The 24,510-nt window shown below is 44.6% G+C and carries 25 protein-coding genes; 15 read left to right on the top strand and 10 right to left on the bottom strand.

Annotated features, from left to right (window positions below):
• The first annotated feature begins 3 nt into the window (after window positions 1-3).
• The 7 genes from CTT30_RS17945 to CTT30_RS17915 all read left to right on the top strand — a co-directional run bounded on the left by CTT30_RS17945 (window position 4) and on the right by CTT30_RS17915 (window position 5,845).
• Window positions 4-432, top strand: a complete 429-nt coding sequence (locus CTT30_RS17945) for a hypothetical protein (RefSeq protein ID WP_239836147.1) — start codon at window positions 4-6, stop codon at window positions 430-432.
• A gap of 4 nt (window positions 433-436) precedes the next feature.
• Window positions 437-1,486, top strand: coding sequence for a porin (locus CTT30_RS17940; RefSeq protein ID WP_252037351.1), 1,050 nt, complete (start codon window positions 437-439; stop codon window positions 1,484-1,486).
• A gap of 322 nt (window positions 1,487-1,808) precedes the next feature.
• Window positions 1,809-3,245 carry a glyceraldehyde-3-phosphate dehydrogenase gene (locus CTT30_RS17935; protein ID WP_239864330.1) on the top strand — a complete coding sequence of 479 codons (1,437 nt, stop codon included), beginning with the start codon at window positions 1,809-1,811 and terminating at the stop codon, window positions 3,243-3,245.
• Window positions 3,246-3,419: 174 nt separating this feature from the next.
• Entirely contained in the window at window positions 3,420-3,632 is a 213-nt protein-coding gene (locus CTT30_RS17930) for a hypothetical protein (protein ID WP_239864331.1), read from the top strand.
• A gap of 19 nt (window positions 3,633-3,651) precedes the next feature.
• A complete protein-coding gene (locus CTT30_RS17925; protein ID WP_252037590.1) occupies window positions 3,652-4,824 on the top strand; it encodes an alpha/beta hydrolase in 1,173 nt (390 codons plus the stop codon).
• Between the two features lie 146 nt (window positions 4,825-4,970).
• Complete coding sequence (locus CTT30_RS17920) at window positions 4,971-5,456, top strand: acyl-CoA thioesterase (protein WP_239836142.1); 486 nt, start codon at window positions 4,971-4,973, stop codon at window positions 5,454-5,456.
• Window positions 5,457-5,599: 143 nt separating this feature from the next.
• Window positions 5,600-5,845 carry a hypothetical protein gene (locus CTT30_RS17915; protein ID WP_239836141.1) on the top strand — a complete coding sequence of 82 codons (246 nt, stop codon included), beginning with the start codon at window positions 5,600-5,602 and terminating at the stop codon, window positions 5,843-5,845.
• 15 nt (window positions 5,846-5,860) lie between these two features.
• Here CTT30_RS17915 and CTT30_RS17910 read toward each other — a convergent pair whose 3' ends face one another.
• The 5 genes from CTT30_RS17910 to malE all read right to left on the bottom strand — a co-directional run bounded on the left by CTT30_RS17910 (window position 5,861) and on the right by malE (window position 12,438).
• The gene (locus tag CTT30_RS17910; protein ID WP_252037350.1) at window positions 5,861-7,513 is read right to left on the bottom strand and encodes an ABC transporter substrate-binding protein; all 1,653 of its coding nucleotides are present in this window, start codon (window positions 7,511-7,513) and stop codon (window positions 5,861-5,863) included.
• 75 nt (window positions 7,514-7,588) lie between these two features.
• A complete protein-coding gene (locus tag CTT30_RS17905) occupies window positions 7,589-8,179 on the bottom strand; it encodes an outer membrane beta-barrel protein (protein ID WP_239874786.1) in 591 nt (196 codons plus the stop codon).
• A gap of 531 nt (window positions 8,180-8,710) precedes the next feature.
• Window positions 8,711-9,601 (bottom strand): maltose ABC transporter permease MalG, encoded by an 891-nt coding sequence (gene malG / locus CTT30_RS17900; protein ID WP_252037349.1) that lies wholly within the window; start codon window positions 9,599-9,601, stop codon window positions 8,711-8,713.
• Window positions 9,602-9,612: 11 nt separating this feature from the next.
• Window positions 9,613-11,184, bottom strand: coding sequence for a maltose ABC transporter permease MalF (malF, locus tag CTT30_RS17895; protein WP_252037348.1), 1,572 nt, complete (start codon window positions 11,182-11,184; stop codon window positions 9,613-9,615).
• A 72-nt stretch (window positions 11,185-11,256) separates the two neighbouring features.
• Entirely contained in the window at window positions 11,257-12,438 is a 1,182-nt protein-coding gene (malE, locus tag CTT30_RS17890; RefSeq protein WP_239836136.1) for a maltose/maltodextrin ABC transporter substrate-binding protein MalE, read from the bottom strand.
• A 679-nt stretch (window positions 12,439-13,117) separates the two neighbouring features.
• Here malE and malK point away from each other — a divergent pair.
• Entirely contained in the window at window positions 13,118-14,239 is a 1,122-nt protein-coding gene (malK, locus tag CTT30_RS17885; RefSeq protein WP_239836135.1) for a maltose/maltodextrin ABC transporter ATP-binding protein MalK, read from the top strand.
• Window positions 14,240-14,302: 63 nt separating this feature from the next.
• On the opposite strand, the gene CTT30_RS17880 is transcribed toward malK, so the two are convergent.
• The 4 genes from CTT30_RS17880 to hutW all read right to left on the bottom strand — a co-directional run bounded on the left by CTT30_RS17880 (window position 14,303) and on the right by hutW (window position 17,413).
• Window positions 14,303-14,836 carry an ATP:cob(I)alamin adenosyltransferase gene (locus CTT30_RS17880; RefSeq protein ID WP_252037347.1) on the bottom strand — a complete coding sequence of 178 codons (534 nt, stop codon included), beginning with the start codon at window positions 14,834-14,836 and terminating at the stop codon, window positions 14,303-14,305.
• A 77-nt stretch (window positions 14,837-14,913) separates the two neighbouring features.
• The gene (gene hutZ, locus CTT30_RS17875; protein ID WP_239874789.1) at window positions 14,914-15,444 is read right to left on the bottom strand and encodes a heme utilization protein HutZ; all 531 of its coding nucleotides are present in this window, start codon (window positions 15,442-15,444) and stop codon (window positions 14,914-14,916) included.
• 80 nt (window positions 15,445-15,524) lie between these two features.
• On the bottom strand, window positions 15,525-16,028 hold the full coding sequence (gene hutX / locus CTT30_RS17870; RefSeq protein ID WP_019277742.1) for a heme utilization cystosolic carrier protein HutX: 504 nt from the start codon (window positions 16,026-16,028) through the stop codon (window positions 15,525-15,527).
• Window positions 16,029-16,039: 11 nt separating this feature from the next.
• Complete coding sequence (hutW, locus tag CTT30_RS17865) at window positions 16,040-17,413, bottom strand: heme anaerobic degradation radical SAM methyltransferase ChuW/HutW (protein ID WP_252037346.1); 1,374 nt, start codon at window positions 17,411-17,413, stop codon at window positions 16,040-16,042.
• Window positions 17,414-17,582: 169 nt separating this feature from the next.
• On the opposite strand from hutW, the gene CTT30_RS17860 reads away from it, so the two are divergent.
• The 6 genes from CTT30_RS17860 to CTT30_RS17835 are packed head-to-tail and all read left to right on the top strand — an operon-like array spanning window position 17,583 to window position 22,138.
• A complete protein-coding gene (locus tag CTT30_RS17860) occupies window positions 17,583-18,341 on the top strand; it encodes an energy transducer TonB (protein WP_370689726.1) in 759 nt (252 codons plus the stop codon).
• Window positions 18,342-18,343: 2 nt separating this feature from the next.
• Window positions 18,344-19,033, top strand: coding sequence for a MotA/TolQ/ExbB proton channel family protein (locus tag CTT30_RS17855; RefSeq protein WP_252037345.1), 690 nt, complete (start codon window positions 18,344-18,346; stop codon window positions 19,031-19,033).
• Complete coding sequence (locus tag CTT30_RS17850) at window positions 19,030-19,446, top strand: ExbD/TolR family protein (RefSeq protein ID WP_239864341.1); 417 nt, start codon at window positions 19,030-19,032, stop codon at window positions 19,444-19,446. Before CTT30_RS17855 ends, CTT30_RS17850 begins: the two co-directional genes overlap by 4 nt.
• A gap of 8 nt (window positions 19,447-19,454) precedes the next feature.
• Window positions 19,455-20,309: a heme/hemin ABC transporter substrate-binding protein gene (locus CTT30_RS17845; protein WP_239874794.1), complete on the top strand. Its 855-nt coding sequence runs from the start codon at window positions 19,455-19,457 to the stop codon at window positions 20,307-20,309.
• A gap of 9 nt (window positions 20,310-20,318) precedes the next feature.
• Window positions 20,319-21,356: a FecCD family ABC transporter permease gene (locus CTT30_RS17840; RefSeq protein WP_252037344.1), complete on the top strand. Its 1,038-nt coding sequence runs from the start codon at window positions 20,319-20,321 to the stop codon at window positions 21,354-21,356.
• Window positions 21,356-22,138, top strand: a complete 783-nt coding sequence (locus CTT30_RS17835; protein WP_252037343.1) for a heme ABC transporter ATP-binding protein — start codon at window positions 21,356-21,358, stop codon at window positions 22,136-22,138. The genes CTT30_RS17840 and CTT30_RS17835 overlap by 1 nt, the downstream gene beginning before the upstream one ends.
• Before the next feature lie 33 nt (window positions 22,139-22,171).
• Here CTT30_RS17835 and CTT30_RS17830 read toward each other — a convergent pair whose 3' ends face one another.
• Entirely contained in the window at window positions 22,172-23,377 is a 1,206-nt protein-coding gene (locus tag CTT30_RS17830; protein WP_252037342.1) for a sugar efflux transporter, read from the bottom strand.
• Between the two features lie 191 nt (window positions 23,378-23,568).
• Between CTT30_RS17830 and CTT30_RS17825 the strand changes: the two genes are divergently transcribed.
• Window positions 23,569-24,462, top strand: coding sequence for an AraC family transcriptional regulator (locus CTT30_RS17825; protein WP_252037341.1), 894 nt, complete (start codon window positions 23,569-23,571; stop codon window positions 24,460-24,462).
• Window positions 24,463-24,510 lie beyond the last annotated feature (48 nt).

Here is a 24,510-nt window from a genome sequence, read left to right as displayed (position 1 = left end):
TTCTTGCTTAAGCATCTGACAACCTTAACATTGCAACTTTTCTGTTTTCAGTCGCTGGCATGCAACTTTGCTATCGTGACCCTGAATACAGATATTCAAGCACTGCGATCCAACCAAGTAAAAATGCTCTATCGAGGCCGAATATCGAGTATCGAAGGGTACCCAATCAGGTTAATGGACCTGCCAAAACATTCAGAATATCGCCAAGACTTTTATCATTCCCTATTGAACAAAAGCCCAACTCAAATGAACGCAATCTGGGCACGTCAAACCTTCTCAGGAAAAGCGCCTGCACCGAGTGAAATTACTCAAGTATCAATAAAAGATATTACTTGGTGGCTAGATAATCACCCAAATGGCATAGCTTATGTTCCGATCAACTTAATTCCAGAACAAGCTCATGTCCTCTTTAAACTCTGTAATAAAGGCTAGGATTATGGAGATTCAACAAAGATCCTTACTGATAATCGCACTGATAAGCCCCCCTACCATAGCCCAAGTGCAACTCACTAATGAGTTAAGCCTGAGCGGCTTTGGTACCTTTTCTGCAGCCAAGAGTGACAACAATACTCCCGTGTTTTATGGCCGAGATATTACGCATGACTGGTGTTTTGACTGCGATAGCACACTAGGTTTACAGTTAGATTGGCAACTGCTTCCAAACCTACGATCCGTACTACAAGGCCTCAAACGTCCCCAAGATGCTTTCTCTTCGCCAACACTCGAAAGGGCCTTTCTCGAGTACTCCGCGGCAGATCATCGAATCAAGGTAGGTCGACTCCGTTCCCCCATGTTTATCATGTCTGAGTATTACTATGTTTCAAGCACTTACCCTTGGTTACGTCTTCCCGTAGATGTGTATGGTGGGCAGCTTGGCATTACCCATTTTGAAGGCACGTCTGTTGAACTAAATTACGAGTTTCTTAATCAATTTTATCTCAGCCTGACACCATTTTATGCATTAGCTAACGAGGAGGAATATGAACTATATGGGCAGTCTTTCACCTTGGATGTTAAAAGTGCTTATGGCCTTGGTGCCGACTTCTACTTTGAAGACAGCCAACTTCATCTGTCCTATACCGATGTCGAAGCACAACAAACATTTACTAACCAACATGAAATTTTCTTCAACATACACCTCTTTAGTTTAGGGGTTAGCCATACAATCAATGCTTGGCATTTTCAGGCTGAAACCCTGCTGTCTAATGAGCTCTATTCAAACTGGTATGCAGGAGTCGATTACCGCCTCTCAAAGTGGACACCCTATATCCAATACGGACAGTCCCGAAAATCCAAAATGAGCAACAGCTATCTATTCGGTGTTAGGTATGATTTCACGCCTCAAATTAATACATCTCTAGAATGTCAAAGGATAGAGGGTCAAAAAAACGTGATCAGTGGACAATTCACTCAACCACAAAACTCGAGTGATACGTTTGCTTCTAAGGTCGACCTGATATCCATAGGTTTATCGTTTACTTTTTAAGTAGTAATAGTGATAAAAATTACATTACAAAGCAAAACATAAACATAAATTACACTAATTTTGTGTTGTGAGTATTTTTTGTCGAAAAAAAAGTTAGGTAAATAAAAAATGTCAATAGGTCATATTGACAGAATATTTCCCATTCTAGTGGGCCATATCAGCGAGTTACTCTACAATTATTTTTTCTAGCAGAATAAGATATTAAGCATTACAATCCTGCCGCATAAAAATTACATAATTAAAACACTTTATTATCTCTACTCGCTCCCCCTACACAGTGAAGTAGAGTCAGTCCTCAAAACGTGAAAGGTCCAAACAAACAATGAGTCCAGAGAAACACCTTCTTGACTGGCAAACTAGCCAAACGATTGCGGAAACTATCTCTCCCCTACTAGGTCAACTTTATCGCGAAAAAGGCGTAGAAGTTCTACTGTTCGGTAAAACTCTGGTTAATGCAGCGACCATTGATATCATAAAGACTCACCGTCTTGCTCGCCGCTACACTGGAACACCTCTTTCAGCGGAACAAACACTGCCACTCATCAAAGCGCTGTCTGAAATGGAGCTATCGCCATGCCGTATTGATGTAGGCCAATTGGCGCACCAATTCTGGAAAGGTCGCGATGACGATCACGGTGTGAAAGACTTCCTGCATTCTTCTCTCATGGGCGCAATGAATGGTGAAACGGTCACTGAACCTCGTGATGTCGTACTTTACGGTTTTGGCCGAATTGGCCGCTTGCTAACTCGCTTATTAGTCGAGAAAAGTGGCCCAGGCTACCCACTGCGCCTTCGGGCTGTTGTAGTACGTGGTGGTAAAAAAGGTGACCTAGAAAAACGTGCTAGCTTACTTCGTCGTGACTCAGTACACGGCCAGTTCAATGGAAGCATCATCGTAGATGAAGAACGTAAGGCTATCATTGCAAACGGTAATTACATTCAGTTTATCTACGCCAATAAACCAGAAGAAGTGGATTACACTAGCTACGGTATTAACAACGCGCTTGTTGTCGATAATACCGGTGTATGGCGTGATGCTGAAGGGCTGAGCCAGCACTTAGAATGTAGCGGTGCCGAAAAAGTCCTCCTAACCGCTCCGGGCAAAGGCGATATCAAGAACGTTGTATTTGGTGTCAATGACAATGTGATTGATGCAGAAGACACCATTATTTCTGCGGCAAGTTGTACAACTAATGCCATAACGCCAATTCTGAAAGCAATGAACGACAAGTATGGCGTTGTTTCTGGCCATATTGAGACCGTGCATTCGTTTACTAATGACCAAAATCTGATCGATAACTTCCACTCTGGTGAACGCCGTGGTCGTAGCGCTTCCCTCAACATGGTTCTCACTGAAACGGGTGCAGCGAAAGCAGTTGCAAAAGCGCTTCCTGAACTTGCTGGTAAGCTTACAGGTAACGCAATCCGAGTTCCTACTCCAAATGTCTCAATGGCGATTGCTAACCTCAACCTAGAAAAAGGGACAGACAAAGATGAGCTAAACGCTTACTTACGTGAAATGGCGTTGGCGTCTGAACTATCGGCACAAATTGACTATACAGAGTCAACAGAAGTGGTTTCTACGGACCTAGTCGGTTCACGTTTTGCTGGTGTAGTCGATGGGGCCGCAACCATCGCTCAAGATAACCGCTGTGTTCTATATATTTGGTATGACAACGAATTCGGCTACAGCTGCCAAGTCGTCCACTGTATGGAACAAATGATGGGTGTTCGTTACAAAACTTACCCGTCAAAGTAACCAAATATCGCCCCTGAAAACGCTCAGGGGTAAACCTCCACAACACAACTATAAAGATACACCCCCGTACTTGCCGTTTTCATTCGAAAGCGGCTTTTTTGTTGATACAGGTTTTATTCATCTTTGATTCATTTCCTTTCGTTTAATATTCGTATTAAAAGAGAGGTATGAGTTATGAATAGAATGATTTCGAGCGCACTTGCGCTGTTTATTGGATTCTTTACCATTATTTTTGGCCTGATCCTCGCGATTCCCCTAACAATCGTGGCTCTGATTACCGGCAAAAAAATTGAGAAAGCGATAAAGAAAAACGCTACTGCGTATCAACAACCATCAAAAGGCTCTGTGTTGGAGGGAGAGTATGAAGACGTGTCAAAATCAAAGTAAAAGAGAAAAACTTGAATACATGATGCGTAAAAAAACAGCTTTGGTCTTTTATTTTGCAGCCGCTGTGACGGCAGGTCTAGTTGGCTGCAGTACTCCTTCTAAAGACCCCGCCTATGACAAAGCTGACATACTACCAAACTATCAACAAAGTAGTTTTGAAAGCTACCTAGAAGAGACCAAAGCTTGGTTAGCGGACAACCGTTTGTTCATGACCGATGACCAACAACAGGAGTTGGACCAAGTCCTGCCGCATGAATATATTCCAAATCAGCCAAACGGGCAGGGAGTACTCTTAGTTCATGGTTTGGGTGACTCTCCCTACTCTTTCATTGATGTCGCCACCCACCTCGCAGAACAAGGCTATTTGGTAAGAACAGTCCTACTTCCTGGCCATGCTAGCAAAGTGGGCGATCTGCAGTTATCCACCCTTGCTGATTGGCAAGGCGTTGTAAAACACCATATCGAACTGCTTAAGAAAGACACGGATTCTATTTGGGTTGGGGGCTACTCGACCGGTGCTAATTTAGTCACGTCTGAAGCGTTGAGCGACAAAAGCATCAATGGTGTGCTTCTTTTCTCTCCAGCATTTGAACCGGGCTCTTCCGCTGTCAAATTTGCTGAGTTAGCAAGCTACTTCATTACCTGGGCAGATCAGGATCCTGAAGATAACCCCCTACGTTACAATTCTTTGCCGATGAACGCCGCAGCGATCTACTATCAGACTTCTTCCGATGTCAGAAAAAAACTCGCGTCAGCAAACTATGACAAGCCCGTATTCATGCTTATGAGTGAGGGGGATAGTGTTATCAATACTCAGTATTCTATCGATATGTTCTCGCACCGAATGACAAACCCTAACAATCGTTTAGTTTGGCAAGGGGAACACGATCTGAATGACCCTCGTTCGACACGTTTTAGTATGATATTGCCAGAACAGCGAATTTCAAATGGCTCTCATATGGGGTTACTCTTCTCTCCGGATAATCCCAACTACGGAGTCAATGGCGCTCATCTTATCTGCTCCAATGGTCAAGAGGAAACAGATGCAGCAAAATGCGCTGAGGGTGAAGAAGTATGGTTCTCCGCATGGGGCTATACCGAACCCGGTAAGATTCACGCTCGTTTAACGTACAACCCCTATTTTGAGCAAAGCATGAAAATCATGGACTCGGTCATGACGCCACGTACCTGATCCTATCTGCTTCTTCCGCCTCTGTTCTGGCTGCTTCTGTTTCTGGGGCTAAAGCCATTTTTCGACTAAGCTGGAATTATTGATTGCAGTTTATTGAAGTGTTTGTTAATAGTTTTAACAAACACATAAAAACGAAGGATTGACAGATGAGTAATGGCCAACGCGATATAACACTACGCTTTCTAGCTGAGCCCGGAGATGTCAATTTTGGTGGCAAAGTCCATGGTGGCGCTGTCATGAAATGGATTGACTTAGCAGCGTATGCCAATGCTGCTGCATGGAGTGGCCAATACTGTATCACAGCTTACGCTGGTGGCATCCGATTTGTAGCGCCGATACACGTTGGCAACCTCGTTGAGGTAAGTGCAAAAGTGATATACACGGGAAAAACGTCCATGCACATTGCCATTGACGTTCAAGCCAGTGACCCGAAAGAGCTAAAAAACCGCCTAACAACGCATTGTATTGTCATTATGGTTGCGGTAGATGGAGAAGGTAAGCCTTCTCCAGTCCCTGAATGGATTCCAGAAACCAAAGAAGATATTGAGTTAAGAGACTCAGCGATTCGTTTGATGAACATGCGTAAACAAATAGGCGAAGAAATGGAAGCACATGTAAAGTATTTGAAATAGTCACTATGTCCTACAAAGAGGCTGAAAAGCCTCTTTTTTCAACTTTATTAGTCAGTTTTGAGCAAACGCAACCTCTCTGTCATTTTTCCTTCATCTTAATTTGATTAAATCCGCAATCGATTAGTTAGAAGGAAGGACACGGTTTGAACCTTAGCCACACCACTCTCAGCGAAACCACACTGGCCAACCCCAAAGCCGTAGAGTACCAATGGGTTCGTACGATGTATGTGGAGGGCTATGCCGATGATGAGATTAATCATTACATCCAAACCTGTTTTGGCGGTGATGATACCTTCGCTGATCTATTTCGTAGGGTTGCTCTTTCTCAGGAAAGTATTTACGTGCTACTCCAGTATTTAGGCTGCGCGCCTTCTAATCGCGAATTTTAACCCAAACGACACTGACTATTTAGAAATCCAGAGTTTGTAAAAATCGCTATACCCTGTTGGCCTAATTTGCACGCCACGAACTTGCTGCACTTTCGTTACTTCCTCTTTCCCACAAAAAAGCGCTACACAACGTTTACTCTCATATAGCTCTTGCTCTATTTTCTGTAACTCGACAAGAGGCACGTGTGCACTCACTGCTTGACGAATTCTCTGTTGATGATCTTCCATGTCCCGTTCATTTAATGCAAAACGTAGTCCCGTCGAGATAGATAGCCATTCAAATAGACCGTATTCAAGAGGCGCCTCGACTATCTCTTCGATCAACATCAGATCAGCATGTGCCGTGGCTGCCTCAGGATGACTAATGTCTTCGACAATATGAACGTCAAGTTCTAGCCCCGTTGAACGGATCAGTCTATGTAACCATTTTGCATTACGAATTAAACTAGGAATGGTCCAAATAGGCTCTGCAATCACCACTCGACCTTTAAGTTTTGGAGGTTCAACCGGCAACATATTTTCCGATAATTGTTGGAGGTCTACCCCCTCAACAGCGTTATCTTCATCATAATCGTATTTACTTTGGGCAATGTAGTTAGCTAACGCATCCCAAGTAGCTGGGCTTATCTCACTGTCGGCGCGCTCATGATAGGTGAGATAAGAGAAGGCATTGATTGATTCTACTTCAACTTCGCCCACTTCCTGATTAAAGCTAAGCGCATTTTCAATGATCTCTGTGTTGTGAGACAGCGTCACCTTTTCTATCAAAGCCCGTGCAGCGTAATAATCATTGTGAGCTTTGAGAGAAAGGCTTTCTTCATTCCATCTATCAACCTTATACGGACCGGTTCCGACATGACAGGTATAACCATTACCGAAACATAGTTGATCTCGACAAATAATAGACGCGTAGGGCATTGCCAAAGCGTAAATAAATAATTTATTGGGAAAGTTCAGTGTAATCTCGACTTTATCGGAGGCAGTAATATCTATTGTTTCAATACCACTCACCAGATCTCGAACCGGGCCAGAGTAATCACGTAGGCGCTCCAAGCTCCAAACCACATCCTCTATTGCAAGCAACTCACCATCATGTCGGTAAATCAATGGTCTAAGCCACAAACTGATCACATTGTCATTCTGTTCCCAATGATGGGCTAACCCAGGCATTAGGCTGCCGTCTTGGTCTTGCCTTATCAAAACATCGTAAACACTTTTTATGACTTGCAACTCTGAGGCGCGATAAGTTTGGGCTGGGTCAATGGTATTGACCCAAGGATAGGAGGAAATAAATACTGAGTTAACTTGCTCGTTTCTCTCGTTAAACTCTTCAGCAGCGACACTGAGTGCTCGAATCGCAACTAATCCATAACTTTCAAGCAATTTCGTAATGACTTTAGACTGCGCTTGTTCGAGTTCATAAAGAAAAACAATGGAGAGAACTTGTTGGAGCGATTTTTTTACCTTAAGTTTACTGCTCTTGCCACGCCCTACTGCAGGCTGCCAATACACCCAGCCAATATTCGCTAACTTACCCATAACGGTTGAAACATTGCGTCTTGAGGTACAAAGCACAGTCTCAAGTTCACCAAGACCAACTGAGTAAACCTGATTAAGCTGGTACTTTTTAAGTAGCAACTCAAGGTATCTTATATTCACATCGTTCACGAATACTCCAGAATTCAACGCCCCTGTTTAAGAAGACATAAGGAGCTCTAAAAATAGAGCTCCTTCGTTTCATGGCTAGAAGTGATAACTTAAACCTAGTGACAGAGTGGTAATATCTGACTCTACACTCAAGGTTTCGTTACCAATTTTAACTACCTCAAGCTCAGGCCTAATGTAATCAAGCTCAGCACTCAGCTTGATATTTTTAGAGATTGCAAACTCAGCGCCTGCACCATACATTCCTGTGATAGCCTCATCAGAAACTGTAGCATAGCTCGTTTTGAACTCAGCACCAAAGTAAGCGATCCCCCCTTTCACAAATAGATTGAATCGATCACCAATTGGCAGAATACCTTTAGCTTGTGTTGCCAAAAACGTCATATCACCAATAGACACATAAGAGCCATCGATAGCATCATAGCCACCAAGTGAGCCTTCTATCGCGAAATAATCATTGAACTGATAACCAACAAATAGCTTCGCTGCCGTGCTGTCATCATCTTCCAAGTCTAACTTGTATGAGCCGTTTCCAAATAGAGTGGTGTTGTAAGAAGAGTAAGTGTCTTTAAACTTAGCTTGACCTACTGCCACACCAAGATAAGGGTTTGCGTTTGCAACCGAACATATTCCCGCAAGTGCGATCACTAAAATTGATTTTTTTAACATTGTATCTACTGCCTATCTTATTGAACTTTCAGATTGACACTTCCCTATGTAGCCAATGTTTTCCCTACCATTGGGTTTCGAAACAGAACTGATAATAGAGCTTTGCTTATCAATAAAACACGCAGAATATTTTCGTAAATTTTCTACTTTTTTATTCACTACTCAAAATAAAGGTCACTTTTTATTTCATTTCTGTATGTAATTAAGCAGAGAATGGGCCCCGTTTTCCCTTTAAGAACCAGTGGCACGCCACTGACATACTATTTCTGTAAGTAACTACATTTCATTTAAATTAAACGATAAGTAAGACTGTTGCCGAATGAATACGTAGTGAAAAGATATAAAAAAACCCGAGTAAACTCGGGTCTTGGTTACAAAAACTGTTAGTAGTGAAATAGTAAGGAATCTAAGCTAACAGCCAGCTATGCGTAACGCCAGTTTTGCTCCCTTCTTAACTGATCGGCGGCCAAACCAAAAGTGTTAAGTCGAGAAACAAAATGGGCGACCTCGCAGTCGCCCTTATCTTTCTTATTAGCCTTTCACACCACCGGCGGTTAATCCTCCGACCAACCAGCGCTGCGCAAGTAAGAATACGACAGTAATTGGTAGTGCAGATAATACTGCTGCTGCTGCGAAATCTCCCCACAAATAGTTCTGAGGGTACAGATACTGCTGCATACCAACCGCTAATGTGTATGAGTCTACATCAGAAAGTAGCAAAGATGCCACTGGAACTTCACCCACTACCATAATGAATGACAAAATAAACACCACTGCAAGAATCGGCACCGACAAGGGTAATAGTACCAATCGGAACGCTTGCCATGGGGTTGCACCATCCAATGCTGCCGCTTCTTCTAGAGAGTTATCAATGGTTTCGAAGTAACCTTTTATCGTCCATACGTGCAGTGCGATACCACCTAAGTAAGAGAAAATTAAGCCGCCGTGCGTATTGAGTCCTAAGAATGGAATATACTGACCTAGCTTGTCGAATAGAGCATAAATCGCTACTAGGGCTAGTACGGCTGGGAACATCTGAAAAATCATCATCGCTTTAAGGATGGTGTTTTTACCCTTGAACTTCATACGTGCAAACGCATAAGCAGAAGTTGTCGAAAGCGACACAATAAGAATCGAGCTGATGCCAGCCACTTTAACTGAGTTCCATAACCATGTCAGAACCGGGAATGGAGGTGGGGTCACCGAACCATCCGCATTCGTCACAGAGAAACCTAATGCTAACTTCCAGTGCTCCAGCGATGGATTCTCAGGAATAATACTGCCGGTTGCGAAGTTACCCTCACGGAAGGAAATCGCGATGATCATCAACAATGGGAAGATGATCAGTCCTAGAAACGCCCACATTGCAATATGAGTAGCCCAAACACGGTATTTTAATGACTTGCCTTGTACCATTGCCATTATATTTCTCCTTAATCCTGAGCCACTTTTGTTACACGTAGGTTCAATAGCGCTAGTGCGCCAACCAACAAGAAGATAAGCGTTGCGATTGCACTCGCTAAACCAAAGTCCTGACCGCCTGCACCTTCAAATGCGATGCGGTAAGTGTAGTTAACCAATAGATCGGTATAGCCAGCAGGCTCCGACGTACCAATCATGTTCGGCCCGCCTTGAGTCAGAAGCTGAATCAATACAAAGTTATTGAAGTTAAACGCAAAGCTAGCAATAAGTAGTGGCGTCAATGGTTTAATCATCAGTGGTAGCGTGATACGACGGAAGTTGTCGATAAAGTTCGCACCATCGATAGCAGACGCCTCATAAAGGTCATCAGGAATCGCTTTCAAGAGACCCATACACAGAATCATCATGTAAGGGAAGCCTAACCAAGTGTTCACGATGATGATCATCAGTTTTGCCAAGAACGGGTCAGAGAACCACGTTGGGCTGATGCCAAACATCGCCTCCAAAACCATGTTCACTTCACCAAAGCTCTGGTTGAACAAACCTTTGAAAATAAGAATCGAGATAAAGGCAGGAACAGCATAAGGCAGAATCAGCAGTACACGATAAATTGCTCGCCCTTTCAGCTCTTCCCATTGAACTACGCTTGCCAGAACCAAACCAATCAGAACCGTTAGAGCAACACTGACCGCTGAAAACACAATCGTCCAAATGAAGATGCTAATGAAAGGCTCTTTAATGCCATCGTCTTTCCAGACGCGCTCAAAATTATCAGTACCAATCGTTACAATAAAACCTGGTGAGACAGTTGAACCTACAAATTGACCATTTTCATCAACGGGTTGGTAAAAGCCGACTTCATTGTTAGGACGTAGGTTCTCTTGCGTTTCATTGTTGTAGAGCGTTTCTCCATCTTCCTGCAACGTGTAGAGCGGGACAACTGCCGCAAACTTGCGCAGACCGCTCATGCGGATGTCTTCGCCTGACGGCATGTGTAGGTCTACAGCGCCAAGAACAGATTTGTTCTTGATGATGGCTTTAATTTTTTCTTTTTCACCCTCTACCTGCTCAACAGGAGACAACGACATATCACCCGACAACGTAGCGAGGTTAAATTCTTCCGTTGCCAGCAGTTGGTCGCCTTTCTTCACAGAGATGCGGTGACCATTCTCTGTCTTGATCAGAGAAAACGGGTAGCTATCACCACTCTGATAAGTACGATCAAGCAAAACAGACTGAGCACGTTCAAAAGAAAGCTGATTTTTCGCACTGTAGTTCGTGAAAGCAAGACCAACCGTATACGCCAATGGGAACAGAATGAATAAGATCATGCCTGCGATACCTGGATAGATATAGCGATGCGCGTAAGTCTTTTTACTACCAAAAATATAAAGAGCGAGTGCGGTTACGATAAGAGTAAGAAGTGCGAACGCAATCTCACCCCGTGAATACATTAGAATCGTCGCGTAGCCATTAAGAATACCGACTGAGCCAAGAAGCGCCCACTTTATGAATACATTTTTACTTGAAGGCAAGCTCGTTGTTGGTGATGTCATAGCATCTGTACCTTGAACTGACTGCATAAAAGAACCTGCTAGCGATAATAAAACAAAGAAATGAAGGAGGGGTTACCCCCTCCTTAAAAAGGTCGACAATTATTTTGTCATTTGTTTTTCTGCGTCAGCCAGTGCTGCATCTACAGACTGACGACCATCAACGATGTTGATGATAGCGTTCTTAGCACTGCCCCAGAACGCGTTCATTTGTGGGATGTTTGGCATGATTTCACCATTCATCGCGTTGTCCATTGTCGCTGCAATACGCTTGTCTGCGTCTAGCTCACGCTGGAAAGAGTTTAGAGCAACAGCACCAAGCGGCTTGTCATTGTTCACTTTACGCAGACCATCGTTTGTCAGCAGGTAGTTTTCAATGAATTCAACCGCTAGGTCTTTGTTTGGCGACGCAGTGCTGATACCTGCAGTCAAAACACCAACGAATGGTTTAGAAGATTGGCCATTAAATTTAGGCAGAGTGGTTACACCATAGTTGATACCAGATTTCTCGATGTTGCCCCAAGCCCATGGGCCGTTGATGGTCATCGCTGTTTTGCCTTGGTTGAACGAAGATTCAGAAACAGAGTAATCCATATCAGAAGAGATCACACCCTTGTCTACCAGACCTTTTACGAAACTCATTGCGTCTTTTACGCCATCGTTCGCGATACCCGCATCTTTGATGTCGTAACCTTCAGCACCGTATTTGAACGCGTAACCACCGTCAGCCGCCATTAGTGGCCATGTGAAGTACGGTTCTTTCAGGTTCCACATGATGGCAGACTTGCCTTCTTTCTTCAGCTTGGTGTCGAGTGCTTCAACTTCTTCCCAGCTCTTAGGTGGGTTTGGCACTAGGTCTTTGTTGTAGATAAGAGACAGAGATTCAACCGCGACTGGGTAACCGATGATTTTGCCATTGTATTTAACCGCATCCCATGCAAAGTCTACGATACCTTCTTTGATTTCTTTAGACGGTTTGATTTCACTTAGAAGACCTGCTTCAGCGTAACCACCAAAACGGTCGTGAGCCCAGAACACAATATCAGGACCATCACCGGTCGCTGCAGTTTGAGGGAACTTATCTTGAAGTGCATCAGGGTGAGCAACGGTGACTTTGATACCCGTATCTTCTTCAAACTGTTTACCTACTTCAGCAAGTCCGTTGTAACCTTTATCGCCGTTGATCCAGATAGTTAATTGACCTTCTTCGATAGCAGCATTTGCACCAAATGAGCCAAGAGCAACTAGAGTACCTAGTGCCACTGTGCTTAGGGCGTTTTTCATGTTCATATCCTTTTTATATTTGTGTTGTAGGGCTCCACCGTTCAGAGGTTTCACCGTATTTCGACATACATTTTTAGCTAAACTGTCAATTAGCTCATCCTCCTACTCCCTACGCCCTCGGTATTATGGACTATTTTCGTGATCATCATCCGTCGGCTAGGCGACCAGAATCACAAAATTGACCCTTAACGTGACCAAGTTCACCATCAAACCCCATATTTCTTTGAACTCGATCTAACTCCGTGCAATCAGCCCTACTCTCCCTACTCCCTGCCTACTACCCCTTTAAAAAAGTTCATCGGGAGGATGTAGCAACAGTGCAATAAAGCCAAACTACAGTCATCCGAGAGTGGATGGTAAGAACCCTTTCCAGTACGTTTTGAATTGCTTGGCAATCGAACGAAAAGCTGGTTTGCAATGCCGCAAGGTTCGCTGTAATGAAGTAAATGTTCGTAGTAATTCTGGTGTCATTACCAGTTTGGATTCAACGGGGGAGACAGTTACTTTCATACGGGGGAAGCGAACTTTCATTTGGCTTTGACGGGTGATGCGATTGAATCCATCACCCTTATTTTCTTACACTTCGATTCACCTTACCGAATTCCTACACTTACTGCTCGCGCGATAATTCATATAATGATGGGCAGTAAAACAAAAATATTGATCGAGGACGAGCTAGATGGCGAGTGTCACGTTAAAAAATGTATGTAAAGCTTATGGCGACGTTTTAATTTCAAAGAACGTTGATCTGGACATTCAAGAAGGCGAGTTTGTCGTCTTCGTTGGTCCGTCAGGCTGTGGTAAATCAACTCTGCTACGTTGTATTGCTGGTTTAGAAGACATTACTTCTGGTGATCTTTACATTGGTGAAGAACGCATGAACGAAGTGGAACCTTCTCAGCGCGGTGTAGGTATGGTCTTCCAATCTTACGCGCTATACCCACACTTAAATCTCTATGACAACATGTCATTTGGTCTCAAGTTAGCAAAAGCCGATAAAGGTGAAATCGATAAGCGCGTTGAACACGCAGCTGATATTCTCCAACTTAGTCACTTGCTGGATCGCCAACCTAAAGCCCTATCTGGTGGTCAACGTCAGCGTGTGGCGATTGGTCGTACTCTGGTTTCTCAACCTAATGTTTTCCTTCTTGATGAACCTCTATCAAACCTAGACGCAGCGTTACGTGTTCAGATGCGTTCTGAGATCACTAAGCTTCAGCGTAAACTAGGTTGTACCATGATTTACGTGACTCACGATCAGGTAGAAGCCATGACCATGGCAGATAAGATCGTGGTATTGGACGCAGGCTATGTTGCTCAGGTAGGTAAACCACTTGAGCTATACCATTACCCTCAAAACCGCTTTGTGGCTGGTTTCATCGGCTCACCTAAGATGAACTTTATGAGTGTCTTCATTGAAGCTGTAGAAGACGACCGTGTCATGGTACAGCTAGCAAATGGCACAACTTTCTGGATTCCGGTTGATGGCCGTACTGTAACCCGTGGCGAGCGTATGTCGCTGGGTGTGCGCCCAGAGCACTTGCTTCCTGCCGATCAAGGTGACGCTGCTATTGAAGGTGAAATCAACATCGTAGAGAAGTTGGGTAACGAAACGCAGGTATACATGCACATTGACGCGGCTGACGCGGATATGATCTACCGCCAGCCAGACACGCTAGCGGTCGAAGCCGGCGACAAACTGATGGTAGGTATTCCAGCGCACCGCTGTCACTTATTCCACAGTGACGGTAAAGCTTGTCGCCGCCTATACAAAGAAGCAGGCGTCGATTTCGAAGAGTAATCGACAATCGATTAAAACAGCGCCCGGCTCAATGCCGGGCGTTTTCATTGCCGTTAACTGATACTATTTTGGCATTGGATAGCTTTTACTGACAAACTCAGTTTCAACGACCTGGTGAATCTGGTTAGTATAAGAAGCCAGTGTATACATGACGTTCGCTAACAAATTAGCATATCGAAACAAAATTGGATCCGGTGATTTTTTACCTGCATGTTCAACAGCCACGAGTGCACGTACAACTTTCTTTGCTTGCGTGCGGCACAGATGCAATTCAGCCGAAATAGGATGCCCTCCGGGCAGTACAAAGCCTTTAAAACCTCCGTCTAGCTTTTCACGCAGCGTATTATAATCGCTATAGAGTTCTTGCAGGTTTTCCTCAAAGATTGCCAGTTTCCCTCGTACCGAACCATTCAAATGATAAACATAAGGCTGGATTCGTTGCAGAACATCCCGACTATAATCATCCAGAGCCATCGTCAGAACAAGACCGATCCGTGTGCATAACTCATCCGCTGCTATCTCAAAGTCACACACAGGACTATCTTCATAAATAAAGGGATAACAAATTTCCCCATGATCCTTGCTTACAGGTTTCACGCTTTTCCCTTTCAGATACAACAAAGGGAGCCAGTATAGCTCCCTTATCAGACAGTTTTCGACCTTAATTGAGCAACTTAAGCGCTTTCTACCTGCTTATGCCCTTCTTCAAGGTGGACAAAATCAACCAGATCATCACCCGATACCTGATAAGCCTGACCAAAGCCTTTTACAAACAGACCTTTCTCAGCTTTCAGGTTGAATAGAACAAAGTCTTGCAGTTGGCTCAGGCCATCAATGATTTCACCGAAGCGTTCTTTCATCTGACCCACAATTTGTTGCCATTGTTCAGACTCACGATCAACGACACTTGCTACCGCATCAAATGTCAGACGCTTACGCGCAAACAGCTGCTTTGACGTATCTTCGTCTTCGATCATCATGATGGAAACATTTGGGTTAACCTGAAGGTTACGAGCGTGACGCGCAATTTCCGAGATCAGGATGAAATAACCTTCCTGGTTTTGAACAAATGGCGCATAGCTCACATTCGGTTGACCATCAGCATCAACGGTGGCTAGTTGAAGCGTGCGACGCTCTTGGCGAAACTCTTTGATTTCCGGACCAAGACGACCTTGAAGACGCTCTTGTTTTACTTGTGGATCCATTTTGAACTCCTGACTTTTCAATACTTTTTATTTCTAATAATCCTGGCTTCCGGCATAACCTGTCATGCCGGAGCTCCTATTTATTTACGTAGCTCTTGCTGCCACTGCTTGAATGTTTCTACCTGTTCAGCGATCAGCTCACGCTTTTCGTTGCGTCCTAGATAGATTTTAAAAATGTTATTCCCTTGTTCACAGAAGAAGCCAAAGTAGTGACTCTCACGTCCCATGAACGGTTTGCTAACTAACGCGATATTTTTCACGTTGTCTAACTTAAGGTGACCATGAAGCTCGCCTTCTTTACCCATCAGGTTGTAGTAGCCTCTAGCAACTTTGCCTTTCGGAAATGGAGCCTTCACTTCAAAGATTGAACCGAACGAATGAACAATGGTTGTCACTGGGCCAAAACCGACCAAGTTTTCCAAGACAGACTGAGCCTGCTCTCCCGGAGCCAAAGCAATCATCTCTTCTGGTAGAGCCGCTACTGCTTCGAATTCAGACACCTCTAAACGCTCTGCAATTGCAGCAGGTAGAAGTGTCGGTTCTTGCTCTATCAGTTGAGCGACTTGTTGTTTTAGTGCTTCCATAATAATTCCACTTAGAGTGCCACTTTGTGTGACGCGGTTACTTCACAATGTGTTTTTTGCAATACTTGAATGCAGGCTTGTGCCAGACTGACTGCCCAGAAGCTGCCAGCTAAAGTCAGCACTAGATAATCCCCTTCAATACGGGCTAAGCCTTTGTTCTGCCATACTTCAAACAGCGGCATAAAGAACTCAAACGTATCTTCACCTGCTAATAAAGGTAGTTGACGACGGCTAACGACACCTTTGTCGAAACCAGACTTAATCGCAGCAAACAAAGGCTCCAGCGCATGTTGCTTGGTCATCATCGCGACGACTGAACCACCAGACTTCATCGCGTTCATGTAAGTGTCTAATGTGCGGTGGTTCATCATTCCATAACCACCGATGTTGCCACCAGCGCCACAACCGATAGGTAATACTTCAGCGTATGTTTTTGCTAGGCTGTTGTACTGGCTGCGCTCTCGATTGTCTCTTGCCCAGTGATTAACACTTAGCTGACGCATATGATGTTTGTCCATAAACGCGACGCCAAGTTCATACATTGATGCTTTATCTGGTGTCGTTGCTGGGGGTGGTATCTTGCCTTTTTCAACCAAATTCAGCATCGGCGCGGTTCCACCGACCACAAGCTGATAGAGATCTAACCCGTGAGCGCCTGTCGACATGAAATCATTCAAGTCCTGCTCAAATACATCTAGCGTCTGATACGGAAGACCGTATAGAAGGTCAAGAATGATTGGCGCCTCTTCGGCGGCAGCGAGCTGCGCGACACGCTCCAGTACAACTTCACGATCGTCCAGACGTTTTGCGCTACGGCGGACTTTGGTATCAAAACTCTGAATACCAAAGGAGAAACGGTTAAAGCCACCTTGCAGAGCCCTTTCAAACATTTCGTCGCTGAATCGATTGATTCGCCCTTCTAAGGTGATCTCACAATCTGTAGCAAGCGGGAAGTAATGACGTATGGCTTTACCCAAACGCTCAACCTGCTCCGCCGAGAGATCGGTAGGCGTTCCACCACCAATATAAACCGCATGAAAAACACCGGTCTGTGTCCAAGGCAAAGCGCTCTTCTGCTTGATTTCATTAATCAGTGCTTCGAAGTAGTCATCAACCAGTTTTCGGCTCGCAGCATTTTGGAAGAAATTGCAGAAAGTACATCGGACCCGGCAGAAAGGAATATGAATGTATAGGCAACGCTTTTTGTTACGTTGACCTTGTTGTTCATACAAGGTGTTGAGAAGTGGCACTTTTTGCTCAGGCATGATGGGAGATGCCATACCGTCCGCATGAGCAGAATGCTTTTTGGGGAACGCAAATCGCAACGGATCAGGCGTATCCTCTCCCAAAATTGATTCATCAAATTTATCAATATCTAACATCACATAACATCTCTTAACGCTTATTCCACAAGGGCTCGCGCTAAATCTTTCAAAACTGCCAACGATCATAAAATGGCACAAATGATAATGCAATTGATAATTGATCTTATTTCGATTGTAAGTAATAATCTCATTCCATGTTGTAAAAAATGACTCATTCGTGAGGCTGGTAGTGAACCTAAAAAGATATGCGATAGCAGGAGGCGTTTCCCTTGCTCTTCATACCACAATTCTCTTTGTCGCTGATGAGCCAAAGCTTCATGCGATGCCTGCTGGTGCGCAATCTTCCACGGTCTCTATCAATTTCAAAGCCGTCCCCACTCCACAACCACCAGCGGAACCGGAGCCTGTCGTTGAACAACCCGTAGAAGCACCTGAGCCTCCTAAACCAGTTGAACCGGCGAAAGTCGAACCGCCAGTAAAAAAGCCAGTGGTGAAAGAGAAACCGGTAGTAAAAAAAGGGGCACCTAAACAACAGAAAAAGGTGGTTGAGAAAAAGACTGACCAATCCGTTAAGAAAACAACGCAGAAGAAACCACAAGAACAACCTGTTGCTAAAAAAACTGCAGAGAAGCCAGAAAAGAAAAAAGAGGTTGTGGAACAAACGAAACCTCAACCTGCTGAAGTAAACCAAGGCATTAGCCAAGAACCGGTACTGGTAAACAGACCGAGCTTCTTATCGAAACCGACTCGACCTGTCTATCCAAGACTCGCACAGAAAAGAAAACTTGAAGGCGTAGCTATGTATGAAGTCTGGCTGGACGAAAACGGTGATCAGGTTAAACAAATCTTAATTTCTTCTTCCGGAGCAACCATCTTGGATAACTCAGCTCTGAAAGCCATCAAAAAGTGGAAATTTTCTCCGCACATCGTTAACGGACAAAAAATGGCCCACCGCGTCAGATTACCCGTTCGCTTTAAATTGGATTAACAATGGAACAACTACATCAATTACAAGAACAGCTTGGCCTGATGACATGGCCTTTGATCATTTGTTCAGCATTAACCGTTATGATCATCACCGAACGTTTGTTTCAAGTCATGATCAGTTTGGGCGTGGGTAAGCGCGCTATCCGCAATGAGCTCAACCAAATTTCCCCTTCAGACAAACAGCAACTAGAAGCACTGGCTGAGAAACTCTCTCCGCGCCGGCCGCTGCTATATAAAGGCGTGGCGATGCTGCTAGCTCACCATTCATTTTCCAAAGTTTTACGTGAAGATGCCGCGGGTATGTGGCTTCAGGAAAAGCGTCATCAACTTAATTCTGGCCTTCGCTTGCTGACTCTCATCGGTGTGATCAGCCCTCTTATCGGTCTCTTGGGGACCGTACTTGGCCTTATTGAAATGTTCAAAGGTGTTGCCGCATCAACGGGCAGTATTACACCCAACGATCTTGCAGATGGCCTTGGTTTAGCGATGCGCACAACCGCTGCTGGTCTGCTGATCGCACTCCCTGCCATTGCTGGTGCTCAATTGCTTGGCCTATGGGCCGATAAAGTCATGGCAAAACTAGAACACACACTCAACTACGTTAACTTGTGGTTGGAAGGCATCAGTCTCCAACACGTTTCGCCTCAAGTATCAGCGAAAGCCCCAATACCATTGGCCGAGGCATCATCATGATTAAAGTATCACAAGAGAAGAGTCACTTCGGTCTAACGCCTGATCTTACTCCTCTACTGGATATTATTTTTATTGTCATGGTGTTCCTGATGCTCACCGCCGCCGTCAAGCTCGATTCGCTGGAAGTCGATCTTCCAACAACTGACTCGCAAGCAGTCGCGGAAGTGGATACTAAATCTATTACCGTCAACCTTCTTGCAAATGAGCCTTACTGGGCAATCAATGGCAAAGAATATATTGATTGGGAAAACTTCAAACTTGCTCTTCTGGAGGAGCATAAATCAAACCATCATCCGATAGTGATTGGTGCAGAAAAAACCGCCGACGTGCAGTACCTCGTCAAGCTACTCGCCTTCTTACAAGAAAACGGTATTCAGGCGACACAACTGCTTACGGAAGAATTAAAACAATAGAGTCTATTATGCTTAAGAAAACATTGATCAAAGGAATTGCCGCCCTATCCCTTTCTACGGTTGCTGCAACAGCGATAGCAAATGAACGTATCATCAGTGCGGGTAGCGCGGTGACCGAACTTATCCTCGCCTTAGAGCAGCAAAACCAGCTGGTTGCCGTCGATGTCACCAGCGAACTGCCGCAAAACTTAACCCTCCCGAAGATCGGTTACCATCGTAATTTATCCTCTGAAGGCTTGATGGCACTTAACCCAACACGATTGATTGGTTCCGATGAAATGGGGCCAGAAACGAGCCTGAGTCAACTCAAAACTGCTGGTGTTGAGGTCAATATCGTCAATACCTTACCTACTCCTGAAGGCTTGCTGGAACGTATTGATGAAATCGCAGCGCTAACCGATAGCCAGAAAAATGCTGAAGTGCTCAAAGCGGAAGTAAACCAACAGATTTCGAGCCTTGAGAAAAACAAAGCAAAAACCAAAGAAGCCCCAAAAGTCCTGTTTCTGCTGATTCATGAAGGACGCCCTGCCAACGTTGCTGGCGCTAACACAACACCTAACGCCATCATTGAGTTAGCGGGAGGCATCAATCCCGCAGCAAGTAAGCTGGATTCATACAAGCCACTATCCACCGAAGCTATGCTCGAGATGCAACCTGATGTCATTCTGGTAAGCGGCCGTAGTTATGAAAAAATGGGAGGAGCCGATGCCATTTTAGCCAAAATGCCACTGCTGGCCGCAACGCCTGCGGGTCAGTCAAAAAACATCATCACAGTGGATGGACACGCTCTTGTCGGTGGCTTGGGCCTAAAAAGTCTCTCTGAAGCTGAACGTTTGAGCTTACTACTGACTACCATGGAATAAATTTCGCTCATGTTGTTACGTCGTATCCCTTTATCTGCTGCACTAATGCTGTTTAGCTCCGTTTTAGCGCTGACTGCGTTAGCATCAGTGACCGTAGGTCCAATGAACATCAGTTTTATGGACAGCTTTTATAGTCTCGTTATCCGCTCAAATGAGCTGGCACCTCACATCAATATGGTTATCCATGAGATCCGCTTTCCTCGCACAGTCTTATCTATGCTGGTTGGTGCCATCTTGGCGATGTGTGGCACCGTTATGCAAGGCTTGTTTCGCAACCCACTGGCCGAACCCGGTATTATTGGTGTTTCTGCCGGTGCCTCTTTGGGTGCTGCTTTTGCGATGGTGATGTTTGCAACATTCAGCATCGACTACCCACAGTTGATGAATTTCGCCGCCGTGCCTTTATTCGCCTTTTTCGGCGGGGCATTGACAACCGTGATGGTCTACAAACTCGGTACTAGTAAAATGGGGACGTCAGTCACCATCATGCTACTGGCAGGTGTCGCGTTCAATGCTTTATCTGTCGCAGGCATCGGTTTTATGAGTTTCATCGCCAATGACCAAATGCTTCGTGATTTATCATTATGGCAAATGGGCTCCCTAGCTGGTGCCAACTGGACCAGTATAACCCTATGTGCAGTGACCTTACTCCTTCTAATGATTATTTTTATGCGTAAGGCTATGCCTCTCAACGCATTGTTGCTCGGAGAAGCCGAAGCAAACCATCTTGGGATTCCCGTTCAGAAACTTAAGCGCCAGCTCATCCTCCTAACCGCAGTTGGTGTTGGTGTGACTGTTAGTGTATCAGGCATGATAGGCTTCATTGGTTTGATTATTCCTCATTTGGGGAGAATGCTGTCTGGACCTGATCATCGTAGCCTACTGCCAATTTCAGCACTGATGGGCGCTCTGCTCCTCACCATTGCTGACATGTTCTCTCGAGTCGCTTTCGCTCCAGCTGAGCTCCCTGTAGGTATCGTCACTGCTATCATTGGCGCGCCATTCTTTATCTATTTGCTGTTCAAACAAAAAGGGAAGATTCTGTAATGGGTAACGTTGCACTATCCGGAAAGAACATCTCAATAGACTTTGGCGATCGCAAGGTTCTGGACAAGATCGACATCGAAATAAAGTCAGGGGAAGTGACCGCCCTTCTTGGGCCTAACGGCGCAGGCAAGAGCACATTACTTAAATTGCTATGTGGTGAAATCCCATCCAACAATAACATTCAGTACTTTGGTAAGCATCGAAAAGAGTGGCAAGCAGGCACACTGGCCAAGCACCTTGGAATGCTGCCTCAACACAGCACTTTGAACTTCCCGTTTTTGGCACATGAAGTTGTTGAGCTTGGTGCGATTCCACTTAACTTGCCCAACAAACAAACTCAAACGTTAGCAAAACAATACATGGAGAGGACGGATGTTGCACACCTTACCGAGCGCCTCTACCCTTCTCTATCTGGTGGTGAAAAACAGCGACTGCATCTTGCACGCGTGTTAGTTCAATTGTCTCACTCAGGTGATAATAAGATTTTGATGCTCGATGAGCCGACATCCGCACTCGATCTTGCGCATCAACACAATACGTTGAAGATTGCCCGCCAACTTGCAGACGAGCAAAACACCGCCGTAGTTGTGGTCTTGCATGACCTCAATTTGGCTGCTCAATATTCCGATCGCCTTGTTGTACTGCATGATGGAAGGCTGGTGTGTGACGCCACACCTTGGGAAGCTCTGACATCTGAAATGATTGAATCCGTCTACGGCTATAAGCCTTTGGTAGACAAACATCCATCTCTGGATTTCCCCATGGTTTACCCAGTGGCATAGCCGAAAAGGAGCGCAACCAGCGCTCCTTGCTCATTACCCACCCAACGTGTTCTCCGCAACGAACCGACGATCTTGCATTCTTTTAGTACTATACGAAAACAACACAAGCAGTAATAAAGCAGACACCACAGCCGATAAACAGACATAGAACGCACTGTAATAACTATACATTTCACCAACCAGTCCAACCGCTAAGCTAGCCACTAACATGCTCACATTGAGCAAATTGGAAAAAAGCGTCGATGCCGTTCCCAATCTATCGCGCATCATATCTTGTAAGACGACCATACCTAATGTCGCACAACTACCAATAAAGATACCATTGAATATCTGAGCTAAGATCAACGTGGTTTTATCCACCGCCATCAACATCGTCAGAAAAAACACACATCCACTAAAAAGCCCTACACACATGATACGTACCGCGCTATATCTGGCGGCCAACCTTCCGGCATAGAACATGACTGGTATTTCGCATAAGGCAGCAACTCCAAATAGTACGCCCAACCAGTTCGCTTCGACCTTGACCTCTTGAGATAAGTATAAAGGCATACTAACGATGTATAGGTTGTTGGCTGTAAAAGCGAACACCACGACAAAAGCGTATAACACCGTCAGAACATTCACTGACGAGCCGAGTAACCTGCTATTTCTTTCATTCCCAGAAGCCTTTGTAACACCACTAGGCAGGTAGCGTGTAATGACAACAATCGCAACGCTCACTATGATCGCGGACACAGCAAATGAAGCACTAAATCCAAACTGAGCTTTAAGAACAAAAGCAATAGGAGGCCCGAATACCCATGCGATGGCAATCCCGGCTCTCATGATAGAAAGAAAGCTAGTGCTATCTTCGAATTTACTATCACCGTATTCTCTTCCAAGGGCAAACAGTTGACCAAATGCAGCACCGCTCACGCTACCAAACAAAGTGACAACAAGGATGGCCAACCAGTACTCTCTGATAAAAATAAAACTGACGACCGTAATGAAATAGCAGCTCAGTGAGGTCACCAGAATTCTTTTTCTTTGCCAGCCTTGGTCAGAATATCGAGCGATGATCTGTGACACAATCACTGAACTTGTCACGGCTGTCACCATGTAAGCTGATAACATCATAGGTGAGGCGCCTAATGCTTCAACAATAAACAAACTTGAAAGTGGATAAAAAAAGGCACCGCATAAGCCTGAAACAAAGGCAGTAATAATAAATAATATCGCAGTTTGATCTTTATACATTTATCTACTCTTTATACCTAATGGACGAATTGTGCTCATCTGTGAGATCCGCTCTAGTCTAATCAATCAATGGCGGCTAAATTAATGGTATTCGACCTAACTCTGATACTTTTCCATCAATAATGACATTTTCAATGACAGCTTTTAGCTAGTTTTCTGAATTTAGGATTACTTTAGTAAGGACTTTTCTCTTGAAGCCATTTATCGAAAATATTCGTCATACATCCAATTTCAATTGGCTGGTAAAACACTTTCGCAGCCCAGTACCTAAGCTCGAATACGCCTGTGCTTGGCACTATCATGCAGAGTACGAACTGGTGTTATACCTTGATCCACAACGGGTATTCGAGGGCAATTATTTCGCAGGTGACAGCATTGGTAAAATCAACCATCAATCAATGTTTTTGTATGGCCCAGGGCTACCTCACATGCTCGCTGGTCGTTTATCGGGAGTAGAGGAAAGCGCGCACCACACCGTAGTAATATGGCTTAAACATCAGTGGCTTGAAAGGATACAAGAGCTGATCCCAGAAGCTCGCGAGTTAAAGCGATTGTTAAACGACTCAGCCTACGGGATCGAATTCAGTAAGGAAGTGGCTGAGAAAGTAAGTGTGCTTGTGGATCACTTTGATGATTTACCTCCACAGCGCCAAGTATTAAAGGTAATAGATATAATCATGCTGTTACTCGAAGATGACAACAAGCGTAGGTTGTCGGCGTCTCCTTATTATTTACACCAATTTAAAGATGACAAAGAGTCTTACCTGAGAATAGAAGAAGCTCGTAAGTACATCGAAACCCATTACCATCAGCCCATCAAAGTGTCTGACTTGTGTCAGCTTCTTCACATGAGCGAAAGTTCTATTTACCGTATGTACGAAAAACACTATGGCGTCAGCTTTTCAGAACACTTAAAGCAATATCGCATCGGCAAAGCATGTGAGTTATTAGCAAGCTCGACCAAGCCAGTTTCACTGGTTGCCGAACTAACAGGTTTTCAAAACCTTTCAAACTTTAACCGCCAATTTAGGGCAATGAAAAGCACAACGCCTTCTGCGTTTCGTAAGCAATTTAAGCCAGTCTAAGCCCGCCTCCCCCTTAAGATGAACACTACAAAACACAAAAATGATATG

Origin of the sequence: Vibrio coralliilyticus (assembly GCF_024449095.1) — a bacterium.
Classification (GTDB): Bacteria; Pseudomonadota; Gammaproteobacteria; order Enterobacterales; family Vibrionaceae; genus Vibrio; species Vibrio coralliilyticus_A.
Note: the sequence above shows the minus strand (reverse complement) of the source record. Positions and strands in the feature narration are given on the sequence as shown.

Coding starts and splice junctions, on each gene's coding strand:
- CTT30_RS17940 (WP_252037351.1), top strand. CDS start 437: ATGGAGATTCAACAAAGATCCTTACTGATAATCGCACTGATAAGCCCC.
- CTT30_RS17935 (WP_239864330.1), top strand. CDS start 1,809: ATGAGTCCAGAGAAACACCTTCTTGACTGGCAAACTAGCCAAACGATT.
- CTT30_RS17930 (WP_239864331.1), top strand. CDS start 3,420: ATGAATAGAATGATTTCGAGCGCACTTGCGCTGTTTATTGGATTCTTT.
- CTT30_RS17925 (WP_252037590.1), top strand. CDS start 3,652: ATGATGCGTAAAAAAACAGCTTTGGTCTTTTATTTTGCAGCCGCTGTG.
- CTT30_RS17920 (WP_239836142.1), top strand. CDS start 4,971: ATGAGTAATGGCCAACGCGATATAACACTACGCTTTCTAGCTGAGCCC.
- CTT30_RS17905 (WP_239874786.1), bottom strand. CDS start 8,179: ATGTTAAAAAAATCAATTTTAGTGATCGCACTTGCGGGAATATGTTCG.
- malG (WP_252037349.1), bottom strand. CDS start 9,601: ATGGCAATGGTACAAGGCAAGTCATTAAAATACCGTGTTTGGGCTACT.
- malF (WP_252037348.1), bottom strand. CDS start 11,184: ATGCAGTCAGTTCAAGGTACAGATGCTATGACATCACCAACAACGAGC.
- malE (WP_239836136.1), bottom strand. CDS start 12,438: ATGAAAAACGCCCTAAGCACAGTGGCACTAGGTACTCTAGTTGCTCTT.
- malK (WP_239836135.1), top strand. CDS start 13,118: ATGGCGAGTGTCACGTTAAAAAATGTATGTAAAGCTTATGGCGACGTT.
- hutZ (WP_239874789.1), bottom strand. CDS start 15,444: ATGGATCCACAAGTAAAACAAGAGCGTCTTCAAGGTCGTCTTGGTCCG.
- hutX (WP_019277742.1), bottom strand. CDS start 16,028: ATGGAAGCACTAAAACAACAAGTCGCTCAACTGATAGAGCAAGAACCG.
- CTT30_RS17855 (WP_252037345.1), top strand. CDS start 18,344: ATGGAACAACTACATCAATTACAAGAACAGCTTGGCCTGATGACATGG.
- CTT30_RS17850 (WP_239864341.1), top strand. CDS start 19,030: ATGATTAAAGTATCACAAGAGAAGAGTCACTTCGGTCTAACGCCTGAT.
- CTT30_RS17845 (WP_239874794.1), top strand. CDS start 19,455: ATGCTTAAGAAAACATTGATCAAAGGAATTGCCGCCCTATCCCTTTCT.
- CTT30_RS17840 (WP_252037344.1), top strand. CDS start 20,319: ATGTTGTTACGTCGTATCCCTTTATCTGCTGCACTAATGCTGTTTAGC.
- CTT30_RS17835 (WP_252037343.1), top strand. CDS start 21,356: ATGGGTAACGTTGCACTATCCGGAAAGAACATCTCAATAGACTTTGGC.
- CTT30_RS17830 (WP_252037342.1), bottom strand. CDS start 23,377: ATGTATAAAGATCAAACTGCGATATTATTTATTATTACTGCCTTTGTT.